The organism is Labrys methylaminiphilus subsp. lupini (assembly GCF_051161885.1).
In the GTDB taxonomy this organism is placed as follows: Bacteria; Pseudomonadota; Alphaproteobacteria; order Rhizobiales; family Labraceae; genus Labrys.
In genome coordinates this window covers 2,138,608-2,159,297 of record NZ_JBMDIH010000001.1, presented here as the reverse complement: position 1 = coordinate 2,159,297, position 20,690 = coordinate 2,138,608, and the positions used below count along the sequence as shown (strand labels likewise).

The 20,690-nt window shown below is 63.9% G+C and carries 14 protein-coding genes; 7 read left to right on the top strand and 7 right to left on the bottom strand.

The features are described from left to right. Positions 1 to 59: 59 nt before the first annotated feature. Positions 60 to 7,046 carry an apolipoprotein A-IV repeat region-like domain-containing protein gene (locus tag ACN6KF_RS10190; protein ID WP_434956734.1) on the bottom strand — a complete coding sequence of 2,329 codons (6,987 nt, stop codon included), beginning with the start codon at positions 7,044 to 7,046 and terminating at the stop codon, positions 60 to 62. A gap of 400 nt (positions 7,047 to 7,446) precedes the next feature. Between ACN6KF_RS10190 and ACN6KF_RS10185 the strand changes: the two genes are divergently transcribed. Together ACN6KF_RS10185 and dgcA are read left to right on the top strand one after the other, a co-directional pair. Continuing rightward, positions 7,447 to 7,767 carry a 2Fe-2S iron-sulfur cluster-binding protein gene (locus tag ACN6KF_RS10185; RefSeq protein ID WP_434956733.1) on the top strand — a complete coding sequence of 107 codons (321 nt, stop codon included), beginning with the start codon at positions 7,447 to 7,449 and terminating at the stop codon, positions 7,765 to 7,767. An 8-nt stretch (positions 7,768 to 7,775) separates the two neighbouring features. Then, the gene (gene dgcA / locus ACN6KF_RS10180; RefSeq protein ID WP_434956732.1) at positions 7,776 to 8,759 is read left to right on the top strand and encodes an N-acetyl-D-Glu racemase DgcA; all 984 of its coding nucleotides are present in this window, start codon (positions 7,776 to 7,778) and stop codon (positions 8,757 to 8,759) included. On the opposite strand, the gene ACN6KF_RS10175 is transcribed toward dgcA, so the two are convergent. Then, complete coding sequence (locus ACN6KF_RS10175; protein WP_434956731.1) at positions 8,729 to 9,943, bottom strand: MFS transporter; 1,215 nt, start codon at positions 9,941 to 9,943, stop codon at positions 8,729 to 8,731. The two genes, dgcA and ACN6KF_RS10175, sit on opposite strands and share 31 nt — an antisense overlap. A gap of 126 nt (positions 9,944 to 10,069) precedes the next feature. Here ACN6KF_RS10175 and ACN6KF_RS10170 point away from each other — a divergent pair, with 126 nt between their 5' ends. Beyond that, the gene (locus ACN6KF_RS10170; protein ID WP_434956730.1) at positions 10,070 to 11,479 is read left to right on the top strand and encodes a hypothetical protein; all 1,410 of its coding nucleotides are present in this window, start codon (positions 10,070 to 10,072) and stop codon (positions 11,477 to 11,479) included. A gap of 97 nt (positions 11,480 to 11,576) precedes the next feature. Here ACN6KF_RS10170 and ACN6KF_RS10165 read toward each other — a convergent pair whose 3' ends face one another. From ACN6KF_RS10165 to ACN6KF_RS10150, 4 genes are read right to left on the bottom strand one after another with little or no spacing between them, the layout of a single operon-like run. After that, positions 11,577 to 12,218: an ABC-type transport auxiliary lipoprotein family protein gene (locus ACN6KF_RS10165; protein WP_434956729.1), complete on the bottom strand. Its 642-nt coding sequence runs from the start codon at positions 12,216 to 12,218 to the stop codon at positions 11,577 to 11,579. Between the two features lies 1 nt (position 12,219). Next, positions 12,220 to 13,797, bottom strand: coding sequence for an MlaD family protein (locus tag ACN6KF_RS10160; protein ID WP_434956728.1), 1,578 nt, complete (start codon positions 13,795 to 13,797; stop codon positions 12,220 to 12,222). A gap of 2 nt (positions 13,798 to 13,799) precedes the next feature. Next, positions 13,800 to 14,606 carry an ABC transporter ATP-binding protein gene (locus ACN6KF_RS10155; RefSeq protein WP_434956727.1) on the bottom strand — a complete coding sequence of 269 codons (807 nt, stop codon included), beginning with the start codon at positions 14,604 to 14,606 and terminating at the stop codon, positions 13,800 to 13,802. 2 nt (positions 14,607 to 14,608) lie between these two features. Next, positions 14,609 to 15,751, bottom strand: coding sequence for an MlaE family ABC transporter permease (locus tag ACN6KF_RS10150; RefSeq protein WP_434956726.1), 1,143 nt, complete (start codon positions 15,749 to 15,751; stop codon positions 14,609 to 14,611). A 174-nt stretch (positions 15,752 to 15,925) separates the two neighbouring features. Between ACN6KF_RS10150 and dgcN the strand changes: the two genes are divergently transcribed. From dgcN to ACN6KF_RS10135, 3 genes are all read left to right on the top strand, one after another. Then, on the top strand, positions 15,926 to 16,933 hold the full coding sequence (dgcN, locus tag ACN6KF_RS10145; protein ID WP_434956725.1) for an N-acetyltransferase DgcN: 1,008 nt from the start codon (positions 15,926 to 15,928) through the stop codon (positions 16,931 to 16,933). Between the two features lie 58 nt (positions 16,934 to 16,991). After that, positions 16,992 to 17,678, top strand: coding sequence for a fumarylacetoacetate hydrolase family protein (locus ACN6KF_RS10140; protein ID WP_434956724.1), 687 nt, complete (start codon positions 16,992 to 16,994; stop codon positions 17,676 to 17,678). A 198-nt stretch (positions 17,679 to 17,876) separates the two neighbouring features. Then, positions 17,877 to 18,371 carry a DUF3237 domain-containing protein gene (locus ACN6KF_RS10135; protein WP_434956723.1) on the top strand — a complete coding sequence of 165 codons (495 nt, stop codon included), beginning with the start codon at positions 17,877 to 17,879 and terminating at the stop codon, positions 18,369 to 18,371. Between the two features lie 12 nt (positions 18,372 to 18,383). On the opposite strand, the gene ACN6KF_RS10130 is transcribed toward ACN6KF_RS10135, so the two are convergent. Further along, positions 18,384 to 19,265: an AraC family transcriptional regulator gene (locus ACN6KF_RS10130; protein ID WP_434956722.1), complete on the bottom strand. Its 882-nt coding sequence runs from the start codon at positions 19,263 to 19,265 to the stop codon at positions 18,384 to 18,386. A 135-nt stretch (positions 19,266 to 19,400) separates the two neighbouring features. On the opposite strand from ACN6KF_RS10130, the gene ACN6KF_RS10125 reads away from it, so the two are divergent. After that, complete coding sequence (locus ACN6KF_RS10125; RefSeq protein WP_434956721.1) at positions 19,401 to 20,432, top strand: NAD(P)/FAD-dependent oxidoreductase; 1,032 nt, start codon at positions 19,401 to 19,403, stop codon at positions 20,430 to 20,432. Positions 20,433 to 20,690: the final 258 nt, after the last annotated feature.

The window sequence follows — 20,690 nt, the reverse complement described above, 5'->3', positions numbered from 1 at the left end:
ACTCGGGGCCTTTTTCATTCTCAACCAAACGGTCGCGGACTGCCTGTTTCCGGCGGTGCTCAGGTGAGCTTGCCGGCCGCATGCGCCAGGATTGTATAGACCTTGCCGGAATCGGCGGTGAGATAGGTCCTTGCCATGTTGCCGCTGCGGTCCTCGCGGTCCACTTCGGCAATGAGCTGCTCGAACTCCTGGACATAGCGGTCCACCGTCGCCTGGAACTCCGCATCGCGGCGATAGCGCCGGCGAATTTCCTCGAAGGCCTGCTGGCCCTGCAGTGTGTAGAGCCGGCGCGAGAAGGCGTTGCGCTCGCCGCGACGGTAGCGATCCCAGACCTCGGCGACAGCGTCATGTTCGACCATCTTGGCGATGTCGACCGAGAGCGTGTCGAGGGAGGATGCCATGACCGCCGGCGTGTTGGCCTGGGGGGCCGCTTCGGGCTCGTCACGCGAGGCGCGCGCCAGCACTTCCGAGAGCCAGCCAGTGCCGCGCCGCTCGCCTCGCGAGGCAGGTGCTGCCACGGCGGTTCCGCGAGCCGGAGCAGCCGGCTTCAGGTCGGGCACCGGGGGCAGCGTGCCGGCGCGCGGCATTTCCGTCCGGCGGGCAGAGGTTTCGGGTGTCACCTCGGCGCGCTCGCGCAACCGGAGCGGGGCAGGGATCGGCCGGTCCGTCGGCTCGGCGATATCGAGCGAGCGGCTGGAGCGGCTGACGATATCGGCGAGGTCGTTCAGGGCCTGGATCTGCTCGGCCACGACGCGGCGCATGGTGGCGGTGGAGTCCGACGTCTCCTTCGGGATCTCCAGCAGGCCGCGCTTGAGCTCGGAGCGGGTGGCTTCCAGCTCCTGCTTCACGGTCTGGGTCATGCCACGCATCTCCTGGGCCACTTCGGCAAAACGCTCGGTGGCGTTGCCGAACAGGCCGGAGATTTCCTGCACTGCCTGCTCATAGGTCGACTTGAGGGCGGTGGAGGTGCGATCGCGCTCCTTGCCGGTAGTGGCACGGATGAGTTCGAACTGATCCGCAATGGCCTGCGCCGTGGTGTTGGCGTTATCGGCGAGCAGGCCACTGGTCTGGCGCGCCTTGCTTTCGGCATTGGCGAGCTTTTCCTCGATCACCTCGGCGAAGGATTTCATCATCGCTTCCATTGCCTCGACCTTGCCGCCCACAGTGGTGACCAGGGCCTCCAGGGTGGCGCGACGTTCATCGAGAGCCTGGTCGACACGCGTCTGCGTATCGGTCAGGACTGCAGCGGCGCTGGTGAGGTGATTGCTTTGTTCCTCCAGGCGGTCGGCCATGGTGCCGACATCGCTGATGACGTGAGAGGCAAGGTCGCGCAGCGTCGAGACCTGATCGCCGACACGATCGGTCGCGCCGCTGGTCTGATCGGCCAGGCTCAGCATGGTCGACTGGAAATCGCGCATGCGATCGGCCAGGCCTCCCTCGATGGCATCAAGTGCCTTGGTGGAACTGTCGAGTGACTCGTGCAGGGCGGTGTTGGTGCCGGCGACCCGATCCAGCAGTCCGCTGATTTCCTCACGCAGTCGTGCCTGCAACGAGCCGAGGTCACCGATCGCCTGGCTGGCCTTGGTTTCGATGGAGGAGGAGAGGGCCAGCGAAGAGGCCTCCAGCGCCTGGCTCAGTTCGGAACGCTTGGTCGAGAGGGCCTCGACCAGGTCGCCGCCCTTCTTGCCGATCAGGTCGGCAAGCTCTCCTGCCCGCTCGTCGAGCGCCTTGGCCACCGTCTGGGCGATATCGCCGAGTTCGCTGGACATGCTGGTGCTGCGCGTGGACAGCGTCTCGACCAGGAACTGGCCGCGCTCGTCGAGAATCCTGGCGATCTCGCCGGAGCGGGCGCCCAGCAGGCTGGCGAGGGCGCTGGTCTTGTCACGCAATTGGGTGCTGACATCGCCCGAGATCTGGTTCAGCGTGTCGATCAACTGCTGACCACGCTCGCTGAGCAGGCCTGCCATGGCGTTGGTGCGGGTATCGAGCAAGGCATTGATCTCGTCCGCACGCTCGCCCAGCTTGGCGCTGACGTCGCCGGACAGGCGGCTGAGCGTCGCGTCGACGGAGGCGACATTCTGCAGGAGATCGACCGAGACGTTCTGTACTCTCTCGCTGAGCGTGTCGGCGATATGCAGTCCGCGCGAGTCGAGGGCGTCCGAGAGATCGGCGAGGCGGCCGAGAACGTCCTGCTCGAAGCGGGTGATCCGCGAGTCGAGGGCATGCGCGATGTCGTCGGCACGCGTGCTGAGTGCGCGATCGATTTCGCTGACCTTGCTGGACAGCGTGTCCGCGATGGCGGTGGTCTTGCTGTCGAACTGAGCTGCGATCTCGGCGGCCTTGACCGTCAGGTCATTGCTCATCAGCGAAGAGCGGCTGTCGATATGCGAGGTCAGGTCCTCTGCGCGAGCGCTAAGTGTTTCGGTCAGATCGGTACCCTTGTTGCCGAGCGCCACGACGATGTCGTCAGCGCGGCGTGACAGGGTGTCGGTGATCGTGGCGCTGCGGCCGTCGATGAGCGAGGTGATCTCGCGGGCCCGCCCGTCGAGCAGGATGCCGATCGCCTGGGTCCGCTCGTCGATGAGGGTGCTGATCTGCGTGGCGCGGCCCCCCAGCAACTCGTCGATGGCACTGCTTCGGCCATCCAGGAGATCGCTGATCTGGGAAGCACGGTTGTCGAGCACGCTGCCGATAGCGGCGGCGCGGCCGTCGAGCAGGTCGCTGGCCTCGCGGGCCTTGGCTTCCAGCGTGGCACCGACTTCCTTGCCGCCTTCGCCAAGCAGCTTGGCGAGTTCGAGCGTGCGGGTCGCCAGGGTCTCGTTGAGCGACCGGGCCCGGCTGTCCAGGCCCTGATCGATCCGGGCGAGGCGGCCTTCGATAGTCTGGGCGACGTCGCTCGCCTTGGTGGTCAGGCGGTCATCCAAATCGGCCAGTTGCCCATCGAGCGCCGCCAGCTTTTCTTCCAGCGTATGTGCGACGGAGGCCGTGTGGGTGCCGAAACGCGCATCGAAAGCCTCGAGCTTGCCGCCGAGCAGTTCGGCTGCATGGGCCGTGTGGCCCTGCACCTGATCGGTAAGGCGGGTGCCGTGCAGGCGGATAGAGCTCTCGAAGCCGAGCAGCTTCTGGGCGAGGTCGTCGCTGAGAGCCCGGGAATCGTCGCCGATACGGGCGGCGAGGGCATGGCCGCGGTTGCTGACGATATCGTCGAGCTCGGCGATCTGGCGTTCCAATGACTGGTTCACCTCGCCGATGCGCTGGCTCATGCCTTGCTCGAAGACCTTGAGCTGATTGTCCAGCGTGGCGTGGATGGTGGTCGCGTTCGACTGGAACTTGGTCTCGAAGGTGCTGAGCTTGTCGGCAATCGCGCCATGGATAACGTCGGTATTGGCCGCGACCTGCGCCTGCAGCGTAACCAGGCGCTCGTCGAGCGCATCCTGCAAGGCGGAGGAGTTGTTGAGGAAGTGCGTCTCGAACGAGCCGAAACGCTGGTCGAGCGAGGAGCGCACCAGGGCCGTGTTGCTGGCGAAGCGCATCTCGAAGGCGGCCAGACTGTCGTCGAGCGCGGCCTGGGTGTTCTGCACATCGCCGTTGAAGCGGCTCTGGAAGTCGCCGAGACGGGCGGCGAGATCGGCCTGGTTGGCTTGTAGCGTATCGCTGAAGCTGGCCTGGAAGTCGCTGATCCGGTTCTCGAAATTCGAGGCCGCCGTCGAGGCCATCAACTGGAAGCGACGCTCGAAATCGTTCAGGCGGGTATCGAGCAAGGCATGGGCATCATTGGCGCTGCCGGCGAAATACTGCTCGAACTGGCTGAGGCGATTGTCGATCACGCCATGCGCATTCTCGGCGCTGGCGCCGAAGCGTTCTTCGAATTCGCCGAGGCGCTTGTCGAGAGCGGACTGAGCACCATTGGCACTGGAGCCGAAACGCAGTTCGAACTCGCCCAGTCGCTTGTCGACCGAGGCCTGGACCTGGTCCGCGCTGGCGCCGAAACGCTGCTCGAATTCGCCGATACGCTGCTCGATCGCGGCCTGCGCCTGATCGGTGCTGGCGCCGAAGCGCTGTTCGAAGCCACCCAGTTCGCGGCTGAGCGTTGCCTGGATGTCGCGTGCGCTGGAGCCGAAACGCTTCTCGAACTCGCCCAGATGCTGGTTGAGTGTGGTCTCGATCCCCTGGGCGCCAGAGCCGAAGCGTAGCTCGAACTCGCTCATGCGCTGGGCGAGGGCTGTCTGGATATCGCCGGCTCCCGACATGAAGCGCTGCTCGAAATCGCCCAGACGCTGCGAAAGGGTGCTCTGGATGTCCCCCGCACCCGACACGAAGCGTTGCTCGAAATCGCCGAGGCGCTGGCTGAGGGCGGCATGGATGTCGTCAGCACCGGCGCCGAAGCGTTGCTCGAACTCGCCCAGACGCTGGTTGAGCGTGGTGTGGATATCCTCGGCACCGGCGCTGAAGCGCTGCTCGAATTCGCCGAGGCGTTGGCTGAGCGAAGCGTGGATGCTGTCGGCACCCGAGCCGAAACGCTTCTCGAAATCGCCCAGACGCTGATTGAGCGTGGTGTGGATATCCTCGGCACCGGCGCTGAAACGCTCCTCGAACTCACCGAGGCGCTGGCTGAGCGAGGCGTGGATGCTGTCGGCGCCCGAGCCGAAACGCTTCTCGAAATCGCCGAGACGCTGGTTGAGCGAAGCGTGGATATCTTCGGCATTGGTGCCGAAGCGCTGCTCGAAATCGCCGAGGCGCTGGCTGAGGGCGCCATGCGCCTGCTCGGCATTGGCGTTGAAGCGCTGCTCGAAGCCCTTGAGCGTGTCGTCGAGGCCTGAACGGTTGTTCTGGATATTGGTGGCGAAGCGCACCTCGAACTCGCCCAGACGCCGGTCGAGATCGGCATGGGCGAGGGTGGAGAGCGATTTGAAACGATGCTCGAACTCGGACATGCGGGTGTCGAGCCCGGTATGGATGGTGCCGGCGCTTTCGGCGAAGCGGGCGTCGAAGCCCTTGAGCGTGTCGTCGAGGGCCGAATGCACCTTCTGGGCATGGTCGAGGCTGCGCGTCTCCAGGCCCGACAGGCGCTCGTCGAGGCGCGAATGCAGGCCGTCGGCGATCTCCTGGCTGCGCTTCTCATGGTTGTCGAGACGTTCGGCCAGAGCCTTGCCGAAGGCATTGGTCTGGGTTTCGACGGTGTTCTCGAGCCGCGATACGCCGAAATTGATCTGCGAGACGGCGGCGGCGCTGCGCTCGCCGATGACGCGGGTCAGCGTGTCGCCGCCAATGGCGAGAATGCCGGAGGCGTCGCGAGCAGCTGTGCTGATGCGGGTGGAAAGCTGCGTGCCTTCCTCTTCCAGCACGGCCTGCAGGCGCTGTGCGGACGCGGCGACCGCGACCTCGGTTTCGGTGCTGCGTTTTTCGATATTGGCCACGATGGCCTGGCCCGTCGCCGCCAGCCGGCGATCGATGTCGCCGCCGCCGACCACGATGGATTCGTGGATGCGCTCGCCGGTCTGGGTGAGCCGGTCGGCAAGGTCGCCGCCACGCGTCGTGATGATCTCGGCGATCTGGGTGGCCGTGTTCTCGAGCTTGCCGGCGACATCCATGCCGCGGCTCTGCAGGTCGCCGAGAATAGCGTCGCCCGTCGAGCGTAGCGTGCTGTTGACGTCGGCCACGGAGCCGATGATCTGCTCGACCATCTTGGCGCCGGTGTCACGGATGGAACTGACCACCACGTCGGTGCCCTCGGCGAAGGCATTGGTCAGGCCGGACCCGGTGCGCACCAGCGTGTCGTTCACCGCGGTGCCGCGTTCGACGATATCGTCGACGATGCGCTGGCTGCTGGTGGTCAGGGTCTCGTTGAGCTCCAGGGCGCGCGAGGAGAGCGTGCTGCTGATCTCGTTGGCGCGGGTGGCGAAGTTCTCGTTGACCTGGTTGGAGGTCGATGTGAGGTGTTCGGTGATCTCGGAGACGCGGCGGTTGAGCTGTTCCGTCACCTGCTCGGACGAGCTCGACAGCGACTTGTTGACGTCCTGGGCGGTCGTCGTCATGCGGTCGATCAGCGAATTGCCGCGATCGGCCATGGCGCCGACCATATGATCGCCAACCTTGGCGAGTTCCGAGGTAAGCTGGCTGCCGCGCTCGCCGAAAGAGCGCATAACCTGCAGGCCGGCCTCGGAGACCTCTGAGGAGATGCGGCCGGCAACCGAGCCGAGCGCCAGGGTCAGGTCGTCATGCGCGACGACGATCGCCGAACGCACCCGGTCGGCATTGCCGACGATGGCTTCGCGCTGGGTCGAGAGATCCTCCACCAGCGAGCGAATGCGCTGCTCGCTCTCCGTATAGGAGCGCTCGAGCATCGAGACCTCGTTGTGCACCATGATCTCGAGTTCGCTGGCGCGGGCAAGAGCGCGATCGATGCCGTCGCCCATGGCCGCGACCTCGCGGCGAATGGCCTGGCCGACGGAGGTGACGGCCTCTGCTGCGGCACCTTCAGGCTCCGCCAGGCGCAGGGCGACCTGCGTCATCGACCGGGTGACGAAACGCATTTCCTGAGCGCGCCAGACCAGGCCCGCCACGGCAAAGAAGAAGAAGGGCGGCAACACCACGGCCAGAATGCCGAGAGCCAGGCCGGGATTGGCCTGATAGGTCGAGGTCTGGAACAGGTTTGACGCCGTGAGGTTGCCGAGGAGGCTAAGCAGCAGGGCGCCACCGGCGAGCCAGGCAGCGGAGAGGGCGAGAGCGGTCCAATAAGGCATGCGCGAAGGGCGGCGCTGGAGAGCCTGCAGCAATTGGCCGACATTGGCGCGGTCATCATTGGCGGGCGAGCGAGGTTCGCGGGCGAGCGGGCGGTCGGCAGGCTTGTCTTCGGTGCGAGGCGCAGCGGCAGGCGGCTCCTGTGGCTCGGGCTCCACCTCGAAGTTGAAGCCCTCGTCGGCCTTGGGAAGCTGCGCGGGTTCCTTGTCGGGCGTTTGTGAAGCAGCTGTGCTCAGATTGAGTGCTTCCTCGATTGCAGACAGGGCGGCGTCCGCCGGATCCTGCATCTTCGATTTGTTCGCCATAATCCGCCTCACGCTACTCAATTCAACGCCGCCCGCCTGGGATCCGGACGACCCCAGGCAGAATTCGCTGCACCTGTTTCAGCCCCCCATTTCAGGCGAAATGGGTTTCGCATCGGTCCGCCTATGCGAAGGACAATGCTGCCAGCTTGAAATCCTATCCTGCACGGAGGGGAATGGGAACCGCTTCGGCACGCTTTCCAGCAGCATCGTTAACGACTTTTTTACCACGTCGAAATCGCGCGAAAATGAGGCAAATTCGAGATTTTACCTGGATTGAGATGGCGCGAGCCAAAAGTGGCGCGTCCGGAAAGCGCGGTTCGGGAGCGATCCGGACAGTGTCGGACTGGAACCTTGCCAATGCGCTCTATATAGAACGCTTGTCAGAAAGCTGAGATGGACGATGGTCAAAATCATATTCCGAGATCACACCGGTGCAGGCCGGGAAGTTGAGGCCGAGCCGGGCTCGACGGTGATGGAAGCGGCGATCCGCAACGGCATTCCGGGCATCGTGGCCGAATGCGGCGGAGCCTGCGCATGTGCCACCTGCCATGTCTATGTCGACGAGGCCTTCATGCCTCTGGTCGGTGAACCCGAGCCGATGGAGGAAGACATGCTGGACTTTGCCTTCGACGTGCGCCCGACCTCCAGGCTTTCCTGCCAGATCCGCGTTCGCGACAATCTCGATGGTTTGATCGTGAACACCCCCGAGAAGCAGGCCTGACGCTCACCATGGCCACGCGTCTTTCCCTCGCCGTCGAGCGCTGGCCGCTCGCCAATGTCTTCACCATCGCCCGTGGATCCAAGACCGAGGCCGTTGTGGTCGTCGTGGAGATCGCCCGTGATGGCCTGTTAGGACGCGGGGAATGCGTGCCCTATGCACGCTATGGCGAAACGGTGGAAGGCGTGGTTCAGGCCATCGAGGCACAGCGTCCGGCGATCGAGGCCGGACTGTCGCGTGCCGCTCTCCAGGATCTCGTTCCGGCCGGCGCCGCCCGCAACGCCATTGACTGCGCCTTGTGGGATCTGGAGGCCAAGCTTGCCGGCAAGCCGGCCTGGCGCATGGCGGGCCTGACCGAGCCCGGCCCGGTGACCACGGCTTATACGATTTCGCTGGGCGAGCCGGAGGCGATGGCGGAGGCCGCGGCCAAGGCAGCCCATCGGCCTTTGCTCAAGGTCAAGCTCGGCACCACCGATGACGCCGCGCGCATCGGCGCCGTCCGTCGCTATGCCCCGCGGTCACAATTGATCATCGATGCCAATGAAGGCTGGCGGGCCGACAATCTGGTTGCCAATCTGCGCGCCTGTGCGCAAGCCGGCGTCACCCTGATCGAGCAACCCTTGCCGGCCGGCGATGACGGCGCCCTCGCGCAGGTGGAGCGGATCGTGCCCGTTTGCGCCGATGAATCCTTGCATGATCGCGCATCGCTGCCGGGGCTCAAGGGGCGTTATGACGCCATCAACATCAAGCTCGACAAGGCGGGCGGCCTCACCGAAGCCATCGCGCTGGCCGAGCAGGCCCGTTCCCTGGACCTCGACCTGATGATCGGCTGCATGGTCGGTACGTCCCTGGCCATGGCGCCGGCACTGCTGCTCGCCGGCCAGGCTGTTGTCGTCGATCTCGACGGACCGCTATTGCTCGCCGGCGACCGGGAGCCCGGTCTGCGCTATGACGGCAGCACCGTCTATCCGCCCGAGGCCGGGCTCTGGGGCTGAGCGCCTTGGCGATCAGTTCCTTTGCGCTCGATCGCGCCGGCGAAGACCACCAGGCCGGTGCCGATCATGGCGATCAGGGCCATGGCAAAATAGCCATGGGCCGAGAACAGCCCGTATAGCTCGCCCGACAGCACGGTGCCGAGGGTGAGGCCGATGCCGATGACCGAGGCGACCACGCCCTGGCGCGCCGAGGGATTGCGCGTAAAGCGTGCGACCCAGCCCATGGTGGCCAGATGTACGCAGGCGAAGGAAAAGCCGTGCAGGGCCTGAAGTCCCGCCACGGCGAAGCCGTTGGCGGGGGCAAGGCCCAGCAGTATCCAGCGCATGATGCCGATGACGCCACCGAACAGGATCAGCCGGTAGGAACCGAGCCGCCCGGCAATATTGCTCCCGAATAGGAAGATGCTGGTCTCCAGCACTACGCCGATGGCCCAGAGCACGCCGATCTGCAAGGAGGAAAAGCCCTGGTCCTGCCAGATCAGCGTGCCGAAGCTATAGAGAAAAGCGTGAGCGCCCTGCAGGCAGGCGATGCCGGCGACGAAGACGATCATCAACTGGAGCGGCGGCGATGTCCCATCGGACGCAGGGCGCATGATCAGCCGCCGACCGCGGCTACGGTCGTCCGGTAGCGACAGGCCCGCGAAAACCGTGAGCGCCGCCAGGATCGCCAGGATCGGCGGCACGGTAGTGATCGGCAGATGTTTCAGCACCAGGCCGGCGGTGAGGCCGGAGACGAGCCAGGCGAGTGAGCCCCATTGCCGGATCTGGCCATATTTATGGCCATGCAGGCTGACGCCGCCGAGAACGATGGTGTCGAGCAAAGGCGTGGTGGCGGCGACGAAGGCAAAGGCGATGGCCAGATTGATGGCAACCGCGGTGAAGCTTTCGGCGAAGGTGAGGCCGGCATAGCCGAAGGCCGCGCAGCAGACCATGAACAGAAAGGTGCGGCGCGGGCCAAGCGGGCCATCGCCGATCCAGGCGAAAGGAGCCGAACTCACCCGCATCAGCATGGGGATGGCCAGAAGCAGGCCCATATCGCTGGCATTGAAGCCGCGCTCGACCAGCCAGAGCGGAAAGAAGGGCGTGTAGACGCCAGGTCCGGCGAGCAAGAGAGCGTAGGTCACGCTGGCTGCAATCGCAGATTTGCGTGAGGCGCTCCAATCCTTGAAGGAAATCAGCGACATCGGGGGAAAACACCGCTCAGGATTGGCTCCCGGCGGGCGCTTTGGCTTATATGGGGGAAGAATCAAGAGAACGACGATTCGTTGATTCTCTTACGCCCGCCTGTGCCAGTTGACGAGGGCCATTTGATGCAATCGCTTTCGCCCGAACCGCTGCTCAGCGAAGAGGATTACGGCGCCATCGAAGCGGCCGTGATGGAGACAGCGCGGGGGCGCTGGTTCCTGGCCGAATATGCTCGCCGCAACCGCAACGCCGACACCGAAGCCGTGCTGACGGCAATCCGCCGTCTCGAACGCCTTGTCCAGAGCGCCGTAGCTCTGGATGCGCGCGACGAGGTTACGCGTGGTATGGCCGACATCGCGCAGGCAATCGCGGCCGCCCAATCGGCACCGGTGACCGTGGATGCCGGCTCCAAGGCGGCATCGGCGTCAGCGCAACCTTTGCCCACAACGCTGGAGCATCATGCCGAAAAGAGGGCGCCGATTTTCGGGAAAAACGATGCGACAATAATGACCGACGGCAACGTATCCGAGCCCCAAATCGGATCGGATGCGGTCGACCTTTCCCCCCGGACGATTGCCGAGCCCGTGCAAGGCGAGCCGGGGATTGGCGCTTCCAAGCCTGTCTTGACAGTCGAGGAAACAGCCCCCGCGGCGGTGGCATTTTCATCTCCCGAACCGGGTTCGATTGAGGCGGATGAGAGGCTGGAGCATCATTCCGAAACGTCGACGCCGATTTTCGGCAAGAATGATGCATCAACAATAGACGACGGCATCGAAGCCGATTCCGAAGTCGGGTCTGATGCCGCCGAGCCTGAAGTCGCCGGAATCGATCGGGGTTGGGAAAGGCTCGAACTCGCGGCGACCGAGATCGCAGCGTTGGGACTGCCGCCGGAACTGGCGAGCCAGGACAGCACCGATGTCTCGTTCGCGCAGGTCACCGACGAGCAGGTTGAGCCCGAGGTCCCGACCGCTGCCACGATGCAAAGCGAGGTTGTTTTCGCGTCCGGCGTCGGTGAGGCGGAGCCTGGCGAACTCTTTCCGATCCTTGAGCTCGACGAGGAGGCAACCGAGGCGCTGCTGACGCTGGACGTGCCGCGCCAGGAACTGATCTTGCCGGCCAATCACCTTGCCACCCAGCGCTGGCACAAGGAATTGGCGGCCGGGGAGGAGACAGCCCGGCATCGTCTCGACAAATGGGCTGCGATCTCAGGCAAGAGCGAAATCGCAGCCGGTTTCTCGACAGGGGAAGGCGATCAGGACAAGGTACTCGATATGGTGGCCGTAGTGGAGGAAGCGCTCGAGCCGGCGCCTCCCTCTGGCCTGGTGACCTTCATCGATGAGGAACCTGTGGAGGAGGAACAGTCGATCTTCACCGCTCCTCTCAGGCTCGAGCCGGAGGCGACGATCGACCACGAAGTCATGGTCGTCGCACACAAGCCCGCCGCCGCAGCGCAGCCACGGGAACTCGCGCCCCGTGTGACCCTTGGCGAAATCGAGGCCATGCCTTTCATCAAGAAGGCGGCCCTGTTCAGCTGAATCTTGCCCTCGCATGTTGCGAGATGGGGGCAGAGTATCGGGTGATTTTTGGATAAGTTTTTTATTTCAATCGGTTGCGATTGAAGTTTAACTTAAATTATGAAGCCAAGGATGCCTTGCTCGTCGTCCAGGCCACAATCTCGACCAGCACTTTGCGCAACGCCTGATCGAGAGTGCCGGAAGCCTGCTGACCGCTCAGGCCGGCGGCGGGGACGCGGGCGGAAAACAGATTGGCGGCGACGATGCGCCCCGATTTCTGGCTGACCACGCGAGCGGCAACAGTCACCACGGCAATAGGCGAAGCGCCGGTATCGATCTGGAAATCACGCAGTTCCGTCACCAGCAGGGCATCCGGCGTGAACTTGTCGTCAGGCCGTCCCACCGTGCCGATGCGGTGGGCGTTCTCGAAGGTCTGGATCAGGCGGGCCTGAACCAGAAGGGGCAGGCGATCGGCCCACTGGGCCCCGGGCAGATAGGAGATCTGGCTGTTGGCGCTATGCACCAGGATCCGGTCGCTGTTGATGGCCTGAAGGGCGGTGGGCTCGGCGACCATGATCTGGGCACGGCTGTTGCCGCGCGCTTCGACATCCCGGGGAGCACTGAGGTCATAGGTTGCGGGCGGCGGCGAGCCAGCGAGCGTGGAGCATCCTCCGGCGAGCAGGGCTGCTGACAGGACCAGGGCCTTCGCCGAATGAGCGGGCAGTGAGTCGAAGAGGGAACGCATACCGGCACCACGCATATCATTTACCCTTGTAATCAGGGATATTCGATTTCGGCCCGAAGATCAGCTGTTGTGGATTGCGCTGCAGGCCGTTGAGGGTCCGCTGCAGGTTTTGCAGGGTCTTCTGCCCGTCAACGGCCAATTGCCGATAATCCCGCAGGCCGGCGCCGGTGAACTGATCGAGATTCTTCGCCAATGCCGCGGTACGGGCGTCGAGATTGGTGGCAAATTGGCGAATGGCTTTGGCTGCTTCGGTGATCTCGGCGAACATGCCCTGGCCGCCCTGGCCCGAAGTCATGGCGGTGATGTTCTTCATGATGCCGTCGAGTTGATCGGCCGCGCGGTTGAGCTTCTTGGAGATCTCGCCGGCGTCGGCGACGACCTGGCGGACCTGGGTGCTGGAATCGCCGAGAGTGGCGGCAAACTTGTTCACATTGGTGACGACGTCGTCGATCTTGGCCGGATCGACGGCGGTCGCGACCCTGTTGAAGCTGTCGAAGGCGGCTGCGAGCTTGGGTGTCATCGCCGCGAGGTCACCGGAAATCCTGCGGGCATCCTTGACGAAGGCCGTGATTTCGTCGGCGTTCTGGCCGAGCGCGCCGGTGAAGGCGGCGACATTGTCGACCACCTGGTTGACCTTCGCGCTGTCGACCGCAGCGGTGATGCGGTTGATGTTCTCGAGGCCTGCATCGAGCTTGGGTGCCATCGCATTGAGCTGCGCCGTCAACGAGGAGGCGTTGGTGGCGAAGGCCTGCAGCGGCTCGCGGCTGTCGGCCAGCGTCTTGGTGAAGGCGGTAATATTGTCGACGGCAGCCTGCGTCTTGGCGGCGTCGAAGGCCCGCGTGAAGGCGGTCAGCTGGTCGGACGCCTGAGATATATTGGTGACGATATGATCGATCTTCTCGGGCGAGACCGCCTTGATCAAGGCCTGTAGGTCGGATGACATGCCGTTGAGATTGTCGGCTACGCGCTTGATGCTCTTGGCGGCTTCACCGGTGCTGTGTAGGAATTCGGAAACATTGGCCGAATTGTCAGCAAGCGCCTTGGTGAAGGTCTGGACGTTCTGGATGGTCGCCGTGGCGTTGGCCTCGTTTTGGCTGATCCAGCCATCCAGCCGGTTCATGGTCGAAGCTGCCTGGGTGATGGTGTCGCGCGCGCCGTCCACCAGATTCTGCAATTCCGAGCGCTGGGCCTGGATCACGGCATATTGCTGACCTTCCTTGGGCTTGAGATCCTCCGTATCTGGCTTGCCACCATAGAGCTGGATATTGGCGCCACCAGTGATGCCGGTGAATTCCAGCCGTGCCGAGGTGTCCACTTTCACCGGGGTCTTGTCACGCACGCTGATGACGGCGATCACACCCGAGGGATTGTTGGGGTTGATCTCAAGCGTTTCGACTTGTCCGACCCGGATGCCATTGAAGGTGACGCTCGACCCGACGGTGAGGCCGGTGACGGAGCCGGCGAAATCCACCTGGAAACGCCTGACGGTCTGGCTCTCGCTGATACGGGCGAACCAGATCACGAAGCCGAGTGCCGCGGCGACGACTGCCAGGGTGAACAGGCCGATCAGGGCATTGTGAGCGCGTGTTTCCATGTTCAGCTCGGATTCTTGGCGCCATTGCTGGCAGTCGCCAGGGCTGCGCGGGATCGGGGGCCATGAAAATAGGCACGCAGCCAGGGGTGGTCGGAAGCGAGCATGGTCTCCATCGGGCCTTGAGCCAACACGCGGCCCTCGCCAACCGCCACGATGCGATCGCAGATGGTGTGGAGGCTGTCGAGGTCGTGCGTCACCATATAGACGGTGAGGCCGAGTGTCTGCCTGAGCGTGGCGATCAATTCGTCGAATTCACCGGCGCCGATGGGATCAAGGCCGGAGGTCGGTTCGTCGAGAAAAACCAGATCGGGATCGAGGGCGAGGGCGCGCGCCAGCGCCGCGCGCTTGATCATGCCGCCGGATAGTTCGGATGGTCTTTTGTCCGCGGCATCCGGCTTCAACCCGACCAGCGCGATCTTCAGCATGGCAAGCTCGTCCAGGAGCTTGGGCGAGAGCTTGAGATATTCGCGCATCGGCACCTGGATGTTCTGCTTCACTGTCAGGGAGGAGAACAGGGCGCCTTGCTGGAACAGCACCCCCCAGCGCCGGGCAATACGTTGCTGGTCGCGTGGGCGCAAGCCGAGATAGTCCTGGCCGAACACCTCGATCTCGCCCGAATAGAGTGGCGCCAGGCCGATGATGGTGCGCATCAGCACGGATTTGCCGGTACCCGAGGCGCCGACGACGCCGAGGATCTCGCCGCGATAGACGTCGAGGCTGAGGCCGTCGAGGATGAAGCGGGTGCCAAAGGTCACCCGCACGTCGCGGGCGGAGATGATGGTCTGGCCGGGGGGATCGGGGGGGGCCATGGTCAGAAGTTGATCGAAGTGAAGAACATGGCGAAGATGCCGTCGACCACGATGACGATGAACATCGACTTGACCACCGAGGCAGTGGTCTGACGTCCCAGCGATTCCGCCGATCCTTGCACCTTGAAGCCTTCGATGCAGGCGGTGATGCCGATCATCAGGGCCATGACGGGCGCCTTGATCAGGCCGACCAGGAAAGTGTGCATGGTCATCGAATCTCGCAAATTCTGCAGAAAGGTGGTCGGCGTGATGCCGCCATACCCCCAGGCCACCAACGCGCCGCCGAATGTACCCGCCATTGCCGCCAGAAACGTCAGCATCGGCAGGGCTATGATCAAGGCGAGGATGCGCGGAATGACCAGGACCTCCATGGGATCGATGCCCATGACGTGCATGGCGTCGATCTCCTCGCGCATCTTCATGGAGCCGAGTTCGGCCGTGATCGCCGAACCCGAGCGCCCTGCCACCATGATGGCTGCGAGCAACAGGCCGACCTCGCGGAACATCAACGCGGCCAGGGCGGGGACCACGTAGAGCTGTGCGCCATAATAGCTCAGCTGCAGGATCATCTGCTGGGACAGGATGGCACCGACCAGAAAGGAGATCAGGGCGATGATCGGCACGCCGCGCAGGCCGATCAGCTCGATCTGGTTCACCACCGCGGCCCCGCGAAAGCGCGTACGCGCCGCGATCAGGCGCCCGATCGCGCGCATGGTCTCGCCGAGGAACGCGTTCATGTTCACGGCGTCATGCATGATCCGGCGCATGGATTGGCCGAGATCGGCCAGGAGCTCGATGAGATGATGCGCTTCCGGCGGCTGGGGGAGCGCTGTGATGTTCTGGGCCGCGATCTCCGCCAGCAGGATCGCCTGCTCTTTAGTGGCGTTGGTGATCTCGAGTGTGGAGTTGCGCGCACCGAAGGCTGCCCGGATATTCTCGATGATGACACCGCCGAGCGTGTCGAGCTGGGAGACGCCGGACAGGTCGAATTCCACCACCGTATTGGCGGGCGCGGCCTTGATCATGATGGCGGAGAGCTTTTCCAGATGCCGCGAATTGCGCGCGACCCAGGCGCCCGTCGGGGCCAGCCTGGCAGGACCCGCCTGGGTCAGATCGCTGTTGTCTATGTCCGACTCGGGCTTCAAGTTAGGAAACGGGCTCTTGCGGGGGAATCACTGCAGGTCATACTAATCTCTCAGGCATGATGCGCAAAAAGCCCCGTGTCGCTTTGCCAATATTTCTGTGCAGTCAACAGGATAGCGTGTGAGAGTGCGACCCGGCAACCACTGCGCGCAGGTCTTCAGGAAGGTCGCCGTCCCATGCAAATCGAAAAGCCCTATCTGATGTTCGTCGGCGACGTGGCCGATCAGCTTGCCGCCAAGACTGCGGCGGGTATCGTCGACTGGCGCCGGGATTGGTGTGTCGGCCAGTTGCGCCTGCCCGGGTGCCGGGCGGATCTGGGACTGGAGGACCTCGGCATTGCCGAGGGCGTCGGGCGTGGTGCCCAGACCCTGGTGATCGGCGTGGTCAATGCCGGTGGCGTCCTGCCGGAGCACTGGATCAGCGTGATCGTCGAGGCGCTCGAGGCCGGGCTCGATGTCGCCTCGGGCCTGCATCGCAGGCTGGAGGAGTTTCCGCAGATTGCCGAAGCTGCCCGGCGTCATGGCCGGCAGCTCCACGACGTGCGTATCCCGAGCCGGAGTTTCGCCACCGGCAAGGGCACCAAGCGCAGCGGCCTGCGGCTGCTCACCGTCGGTACCGATTGTTCGGTGGGTAAGAAGTACACCGCCCTCGCGCTGGAGCGGGAGATGCGGGCCCAAGGGCTCGACGCCGATTTCCGCGCTACGGGCCAGACCGGTATCCTGATTTCGGGGCGCGGCGTCGCCGTGGACGCGGTGGTGGCCGATTTCATCTCCGGTGCCGCCGAATGGATCAGTCCGGATGCCGATCCCCATCATTGGGACGTGATCGAAGGGCAGGGCAGCTTGTTTCACCCCTCCTTCGCCGGTGTGACCCTTGGGCTGCTGCATGGTGCCCAGCCCGACGCCTTCGTCGTCTGCCATGAACCGACCCGCAGGACCATGCGCGGCGTGCCTGCCGCCTTGCCGAGCATTCGCGCCGTCATCGACGCTACCATCGCCAATGGCCACCTCACCAATCCGGGCATTCAATGCATCGGCATCGCCGTCAACACCCAGGCCCTGGACGAGGCTGCTGCGAGGTCCTGCCTGGCCGATATCGCCGAAGCCGAGGGGCTGCCCACGACGGACCCCGTCAGGTTCGGTGTGGCCGATATCGTCAAGCGGTTGAGGGAAGTGTTCGACTGACTTTCGCTCGTCCGCCCGATGAGCCGGAGCTTTCTCATTAAACCAGGAAGATTTTGCGATGGACTATGTCATTGAACCGCCACCACAGGCCTTCGTTGCGGTCTCCGGTGAGGCCGCCGTTTTTCCGGTGCACCGGATCTGGTGCGTGGGGCGTAACTACGCCGACCACGCCCGCGAGATGGGCGCTGATCCCACGCGCGAGCCGCCCTTCTTCTTCGCCAAGCCTGCCGACACCGTCAATCCGGGCGGCCTGCTGCCGTTTCCGAGCCAGACCGCGGACCTGCATCACGAAATCGAACTGGTGGTGGCCATCGGACGGGCGGGACGGGACGTTCCCGTCGAACGGGCGCTCGACCATGTCTATGGCTATGCCGTCGGCCTCGATATGACCCGCCGGGACATTCAGGCCGAGGCGAAGAAACTGTCCAGGCCCTGGGAACTTGCCAAGGGCTTCGACCAGTCGTGCCCGATCAGCGCCATCGTGCCAGCTGCGCGCATCGGCCACCCCGGCAAGGGCAGGATCGAGGTGGCGGTCAATGGCAAGGTGCAGCAATCGGGAGACCTGTCGCAGATGATCTGGTCGGTGCCGGAGGCCATCGCCTATCTGTCGCGCTATGTGGCGCTGGCGCCCGGCGACCTCCTGATGACGGGCACGCCCGCCGGCGTCAGCTCGGTGAAACCCGGCGACACTCTGCGCGGCAGCTGCGAGGGGATCGGCGAGATCGTCGTGATCTACGAGGGGTGAGCGGGCGACGGCTTGTTTCCGCCGGACATCTCCCCTGAGAATGGCCACGCCTCAAAAGTGGGCGATCCGTTGCTTCCCGCGAGCAAGGTGCGGTTTTTCCGAGCCCCACTTTTTCTCTAACTCAATATTTTCACGCGTCTTTGCGATTTGAAGTGCTTCCGGCAAGTGGCAAGACGCTTTGGCAAGGAGTGGTTCGAAATGTCCTTTCTATCCTTCGTCGGACTGCCCGATGCGCTGAAAGGCATCCGAACCAAGCCCCTTTTCGTGATCGAGCTCGACGTAGCAAAGCCGATCGGTTTCGGGACGACGCCGAACGGCGATCGGCGTGTCGGTGTCGTCGCTGGCGGCCGTTTCGAAGGCGAGCGATTGTCCGGTGAGGTGCTCGAGGGCGGCAGCGACTGGCAGATCATGCGGCAGGATGGCTGCACGACACTGGACGTGCGATTGATCCTCAAGACCACCGATGGAGCCCTGATCGGCATGTCCTATCGCGGGCTGCGGCACGGTCCTCCTGCCTTGATGGCTGAACTGGCCAAGGGCGGCCGGGTTGACCCGGCCGACTACTATTTCCGCATCAGCGCGGCATTCGAAACCGCTACGCCGAACTACGATTGGCTCAACCGTATCCTTGCCGTGGGTGTCGGCGACCGGCGGCCGGGAGGACCAGTCTACAGCCTTTTCGAGCTGCTCTGAACCAGGAGGGCACTATCTCAAGGGCAGGTTCACAGCCGTCAGCCATTCGGAAGGCGGTGCGCCGCGGGGATCGTTGAGATACTCCTCGAAGCAGGGCGCATCGCCCGGCTGACGTCCGGAATGCGGCAGCCAGCTGTGATAAAGATAGGCATAGGCGACATCGAGATCGGCATAGGGCCCCTTGTGCACCAGCCGTGCCACCGGGCCGCCGCCGACCTCGCGCCAGGCCATGTCGGGGCCGAGCGGGCTGTCTTCCGGCACGGCCAAGCCGGCCTCGGAGCGCAATTCGGCGAGAGGCTTGCTGTCGGGATCGTCATAATAGATGCCGATCATCCGCGCTCCCGATCGCAGCAGGCCGTTGCCGCCGGCCCAGGCGAACAAGCGCTCGAAGCTTGCGCCGATCTTCTGATAGTCGCCGCGATGGGGCAGGGTGACCAGCCTGAGTTTCGGAATATCCTCGATGGTGACGTTGTAATGCAGGGCTTCGCGCAAGGCGGTGGCACGGGGCATGGCTTGAGATCCTGATTGCTGGAGGACCGGGCGCAGATCCTGGCCGGCACGCCGATAGGCGGCTGGCGGCGAGCCATAGGCCGTCGAGAAGGCGCGGGTGAACGCCGCCACCGAGCCATAGCCGGCCCGCGTGGCGATGCGCGCCAGCGTGTGCTGCGAGCGGTTGAGCTCGACGGCGGCACGATGTAGGCGCAACCGCCGCACAGCCTCCGCCACCGTCTCTCCCGTGACCGCGACGAAGATGCGGTGGAAGTGATAGGGCGAGAAGCAGGCAATATCGCTCAAATCGTCGAGTTCGAGCCGATCGTCGAGATGCTCGGCGATATGGCTCATCACCCGCTCGATACGAGCGGCATAAGCGAGGCTGGTTTCGTGTCGGGTCATGATCTGTCTCCGGTGGCCTCACCCTAGCTGCGCTGATTTGATCGCAATTGCGGAGTTGACGAGGCGATGCGCTTCGTTGACTTTGGTCAGCCTTGCTGCCCCATAGCAGGCGCTAAACCACCCATCGGACAGATCATGACTGAGATTATCAAGACCGACGTGCTCATTGTCGGCGCCGGGCCTGTCGGCCTGTTCTCCGTATTCGAACTCGGTCTGCTCGATATCAGGGTGCATGTGGTCGACATTCTCGACAAGATCGGCGGCCAGTGCGCTGAGCTCTATCCGGAAAAGCCGATCTACGACATTCCTGGCTTCCCGATCGTCACAGGACAGGAACTGGTCGACAATCTGCTCAAGCAGATCGAGCCTTTCTCGCCCGTCTTCCATCTGTCGCGCATGATCTCGACGATCGAGCGCATCGGTGATCCGCTGTTCCGCGTCACCACCGATGCCGGCGACGTCTTCGAGACCAAGACCGTGGTGATCGCTGCCGGTGGCGGCTCCTTCCAACCCAAGAAGCCGCCGATCGAGGGCATCGAAGCCTATGAGGGCAAGTCGGTCTCCTATGCCGTGCGGCAGATGGAGGCTTTGCGCGACCGCTCCGTGCTCATCGTCGGCGGCGGCGATTCTGCCCTCGACTGGACGCTGAACCTGCAGCCCATCGCCAAGCGCGTGACGCTGATGCACCGCCGCGACGCCTTCCGAGCCGCTCCCCACTCGGTGGAGAAGATGCGGGCCCTGGCGGCGGCCGGTGCAATGGACCTGAAATTCGGGCAGGTCGTTGGCCTGGAAGGGGCGGATGGCCAGCTCTCGGGCGCCGTGGTCAAGGAGGATACCGGCAATCTCTATACCCTGCCGGTCGAGCATATGCTGCCCTTCTTCGGCCTGACCATGAAGCTCGGGCCGGTGTCGGATTGGGGGCTCGACCTGCACAACGAGGAATTGGTGCTGGTCTCCACCGAGACCTTCGAGACTTCGCAGCCGGGCATTTTCGCCATCGGCGACATCAACTGGTATCCCGGCAAGCTCAAGCTCATCCTCTCGGGCTTCCATGAAGGCGCGTTGATGGCGCAGAAGGCCTTCCGCTACATCTACCCGGAGAAACGCCTGACCTTCCAATACACAACCTCATCCTCTTCCCTGCAGAAAAAACTCGGCGTGCTCTGAACTTTTCGGCATCCCAGGCGTTTGCATTTCGTCAGGGGGCGCTATATCAATTCATAGCGTTTTGCTATTTGACGGAGGCATTTCAAATCGCAAAGACGCGTCGAACCAAAGAACTGGAGTAAAAGCGGGTTTCTACCAAAACGCGCTTTGCTCCAGGTACAGCCGTCCGATGACGGTCGGGGCGTGCTCTTTCAACTGAGGCGTGACGCCATAGCGTCTATTCTGTTCTGTGCGTCATGCTCGGCCAACGGGAGTAGA

Bases quoted from the DNA above. Each gene is read 5' to 3' on its own strand.
- ACN6KF_RS10190 (WP_434956734.1), bottom strand. From the start codon at position 7,046: ATGGCGAACAAATCGAAGATGCAGGATCCGGCGGACGCCGCCCTGTCT.
- ACN6KF_RS10185 (WP_434956733.1), top strand. From the start codon at position 7,447: ATGGTCAAAATCATATTCCGAGATCACACCGGTGCAGGCCGGGAAGTT.
- dgcA (WP_434956732.1), top strand. From the start codon at position 7,776: ATGGCCACGCGTCTTTCCCTCGCCGTCGAGCGCTGGCCGCTCGCCAAT.
- ACN6KF_RS10175 (WP_434956731.1), bottom strand. From the start codon at position 9,943: ATGTCGCTGATTTCCTTCAAGGATTGGAGCGCCTCACGCAAATCTGCG.
- ACN6KF_RS10170 (WP_434956730.1), top strand. From the start codon at position 10,070: ATGCAATCGCTTTCGCCCGAACCGCTGCTCAGCGAAGAGGATTACGGC.
- ACN6KF_RS10165 (WP_434956729.1), bottom strand. From the start codon at position 12,218: ATGCGTGGTGCCGGTATGCGTTCCCTCTTCGACTCACTGCCCGCTCAT.
- ACN6KF_RS10160 (WP_434956728.1), bottom strand. From the start codon at position 13,797: ATGGAAACACGCGCTCACAATGCCCTGATCGGCCTGTTCACCCTGGCA.
- ACN6KF_RS10155 (WP_434956727.1), bottom strand. From the start codon at position 14,606: ATGGCCCCCCCCGATCCCCCCGGCCAGACCATCATCTCCGCCCGCGAC.
- dgcN (WP_434956725.1), top strand. From the start codon at position 15,926: ATGCAAATCGAAAAGCCCTATCTGATGTTCGTCGGCGACGTGGCCGAT.
- ACN6KF_RS10140 (WP_434956724.1), top strand. From the start codon at position 16,992: ATGGACTATGTCATTGAACCGCCACCACAGGCCTTCGTTGCGGTCTCC.
- ACN6KF_RS10135 (WP_434956723.1), top strand. From the start codon at position 17,877: ATGTCCTTTCTATCCTTCGTCGGACTGCCCGATGCGCTGAAAGGCATC.
- ACN6KF_RS10130 (WP_434956722.1), bottom strand. From the start codon at position 19,265: ATGACCCGACACGAAACCAGCCTCGCTTATGCCGCTCGTATCGAGCGG.
- ACN6KF_RS10125 (WP_434956721.1), top strand. From the start codon at position 19,401: ATGACTGAGATTATCAAGACCGACGTGCTCATTGTCGGCGCCGGGCCT.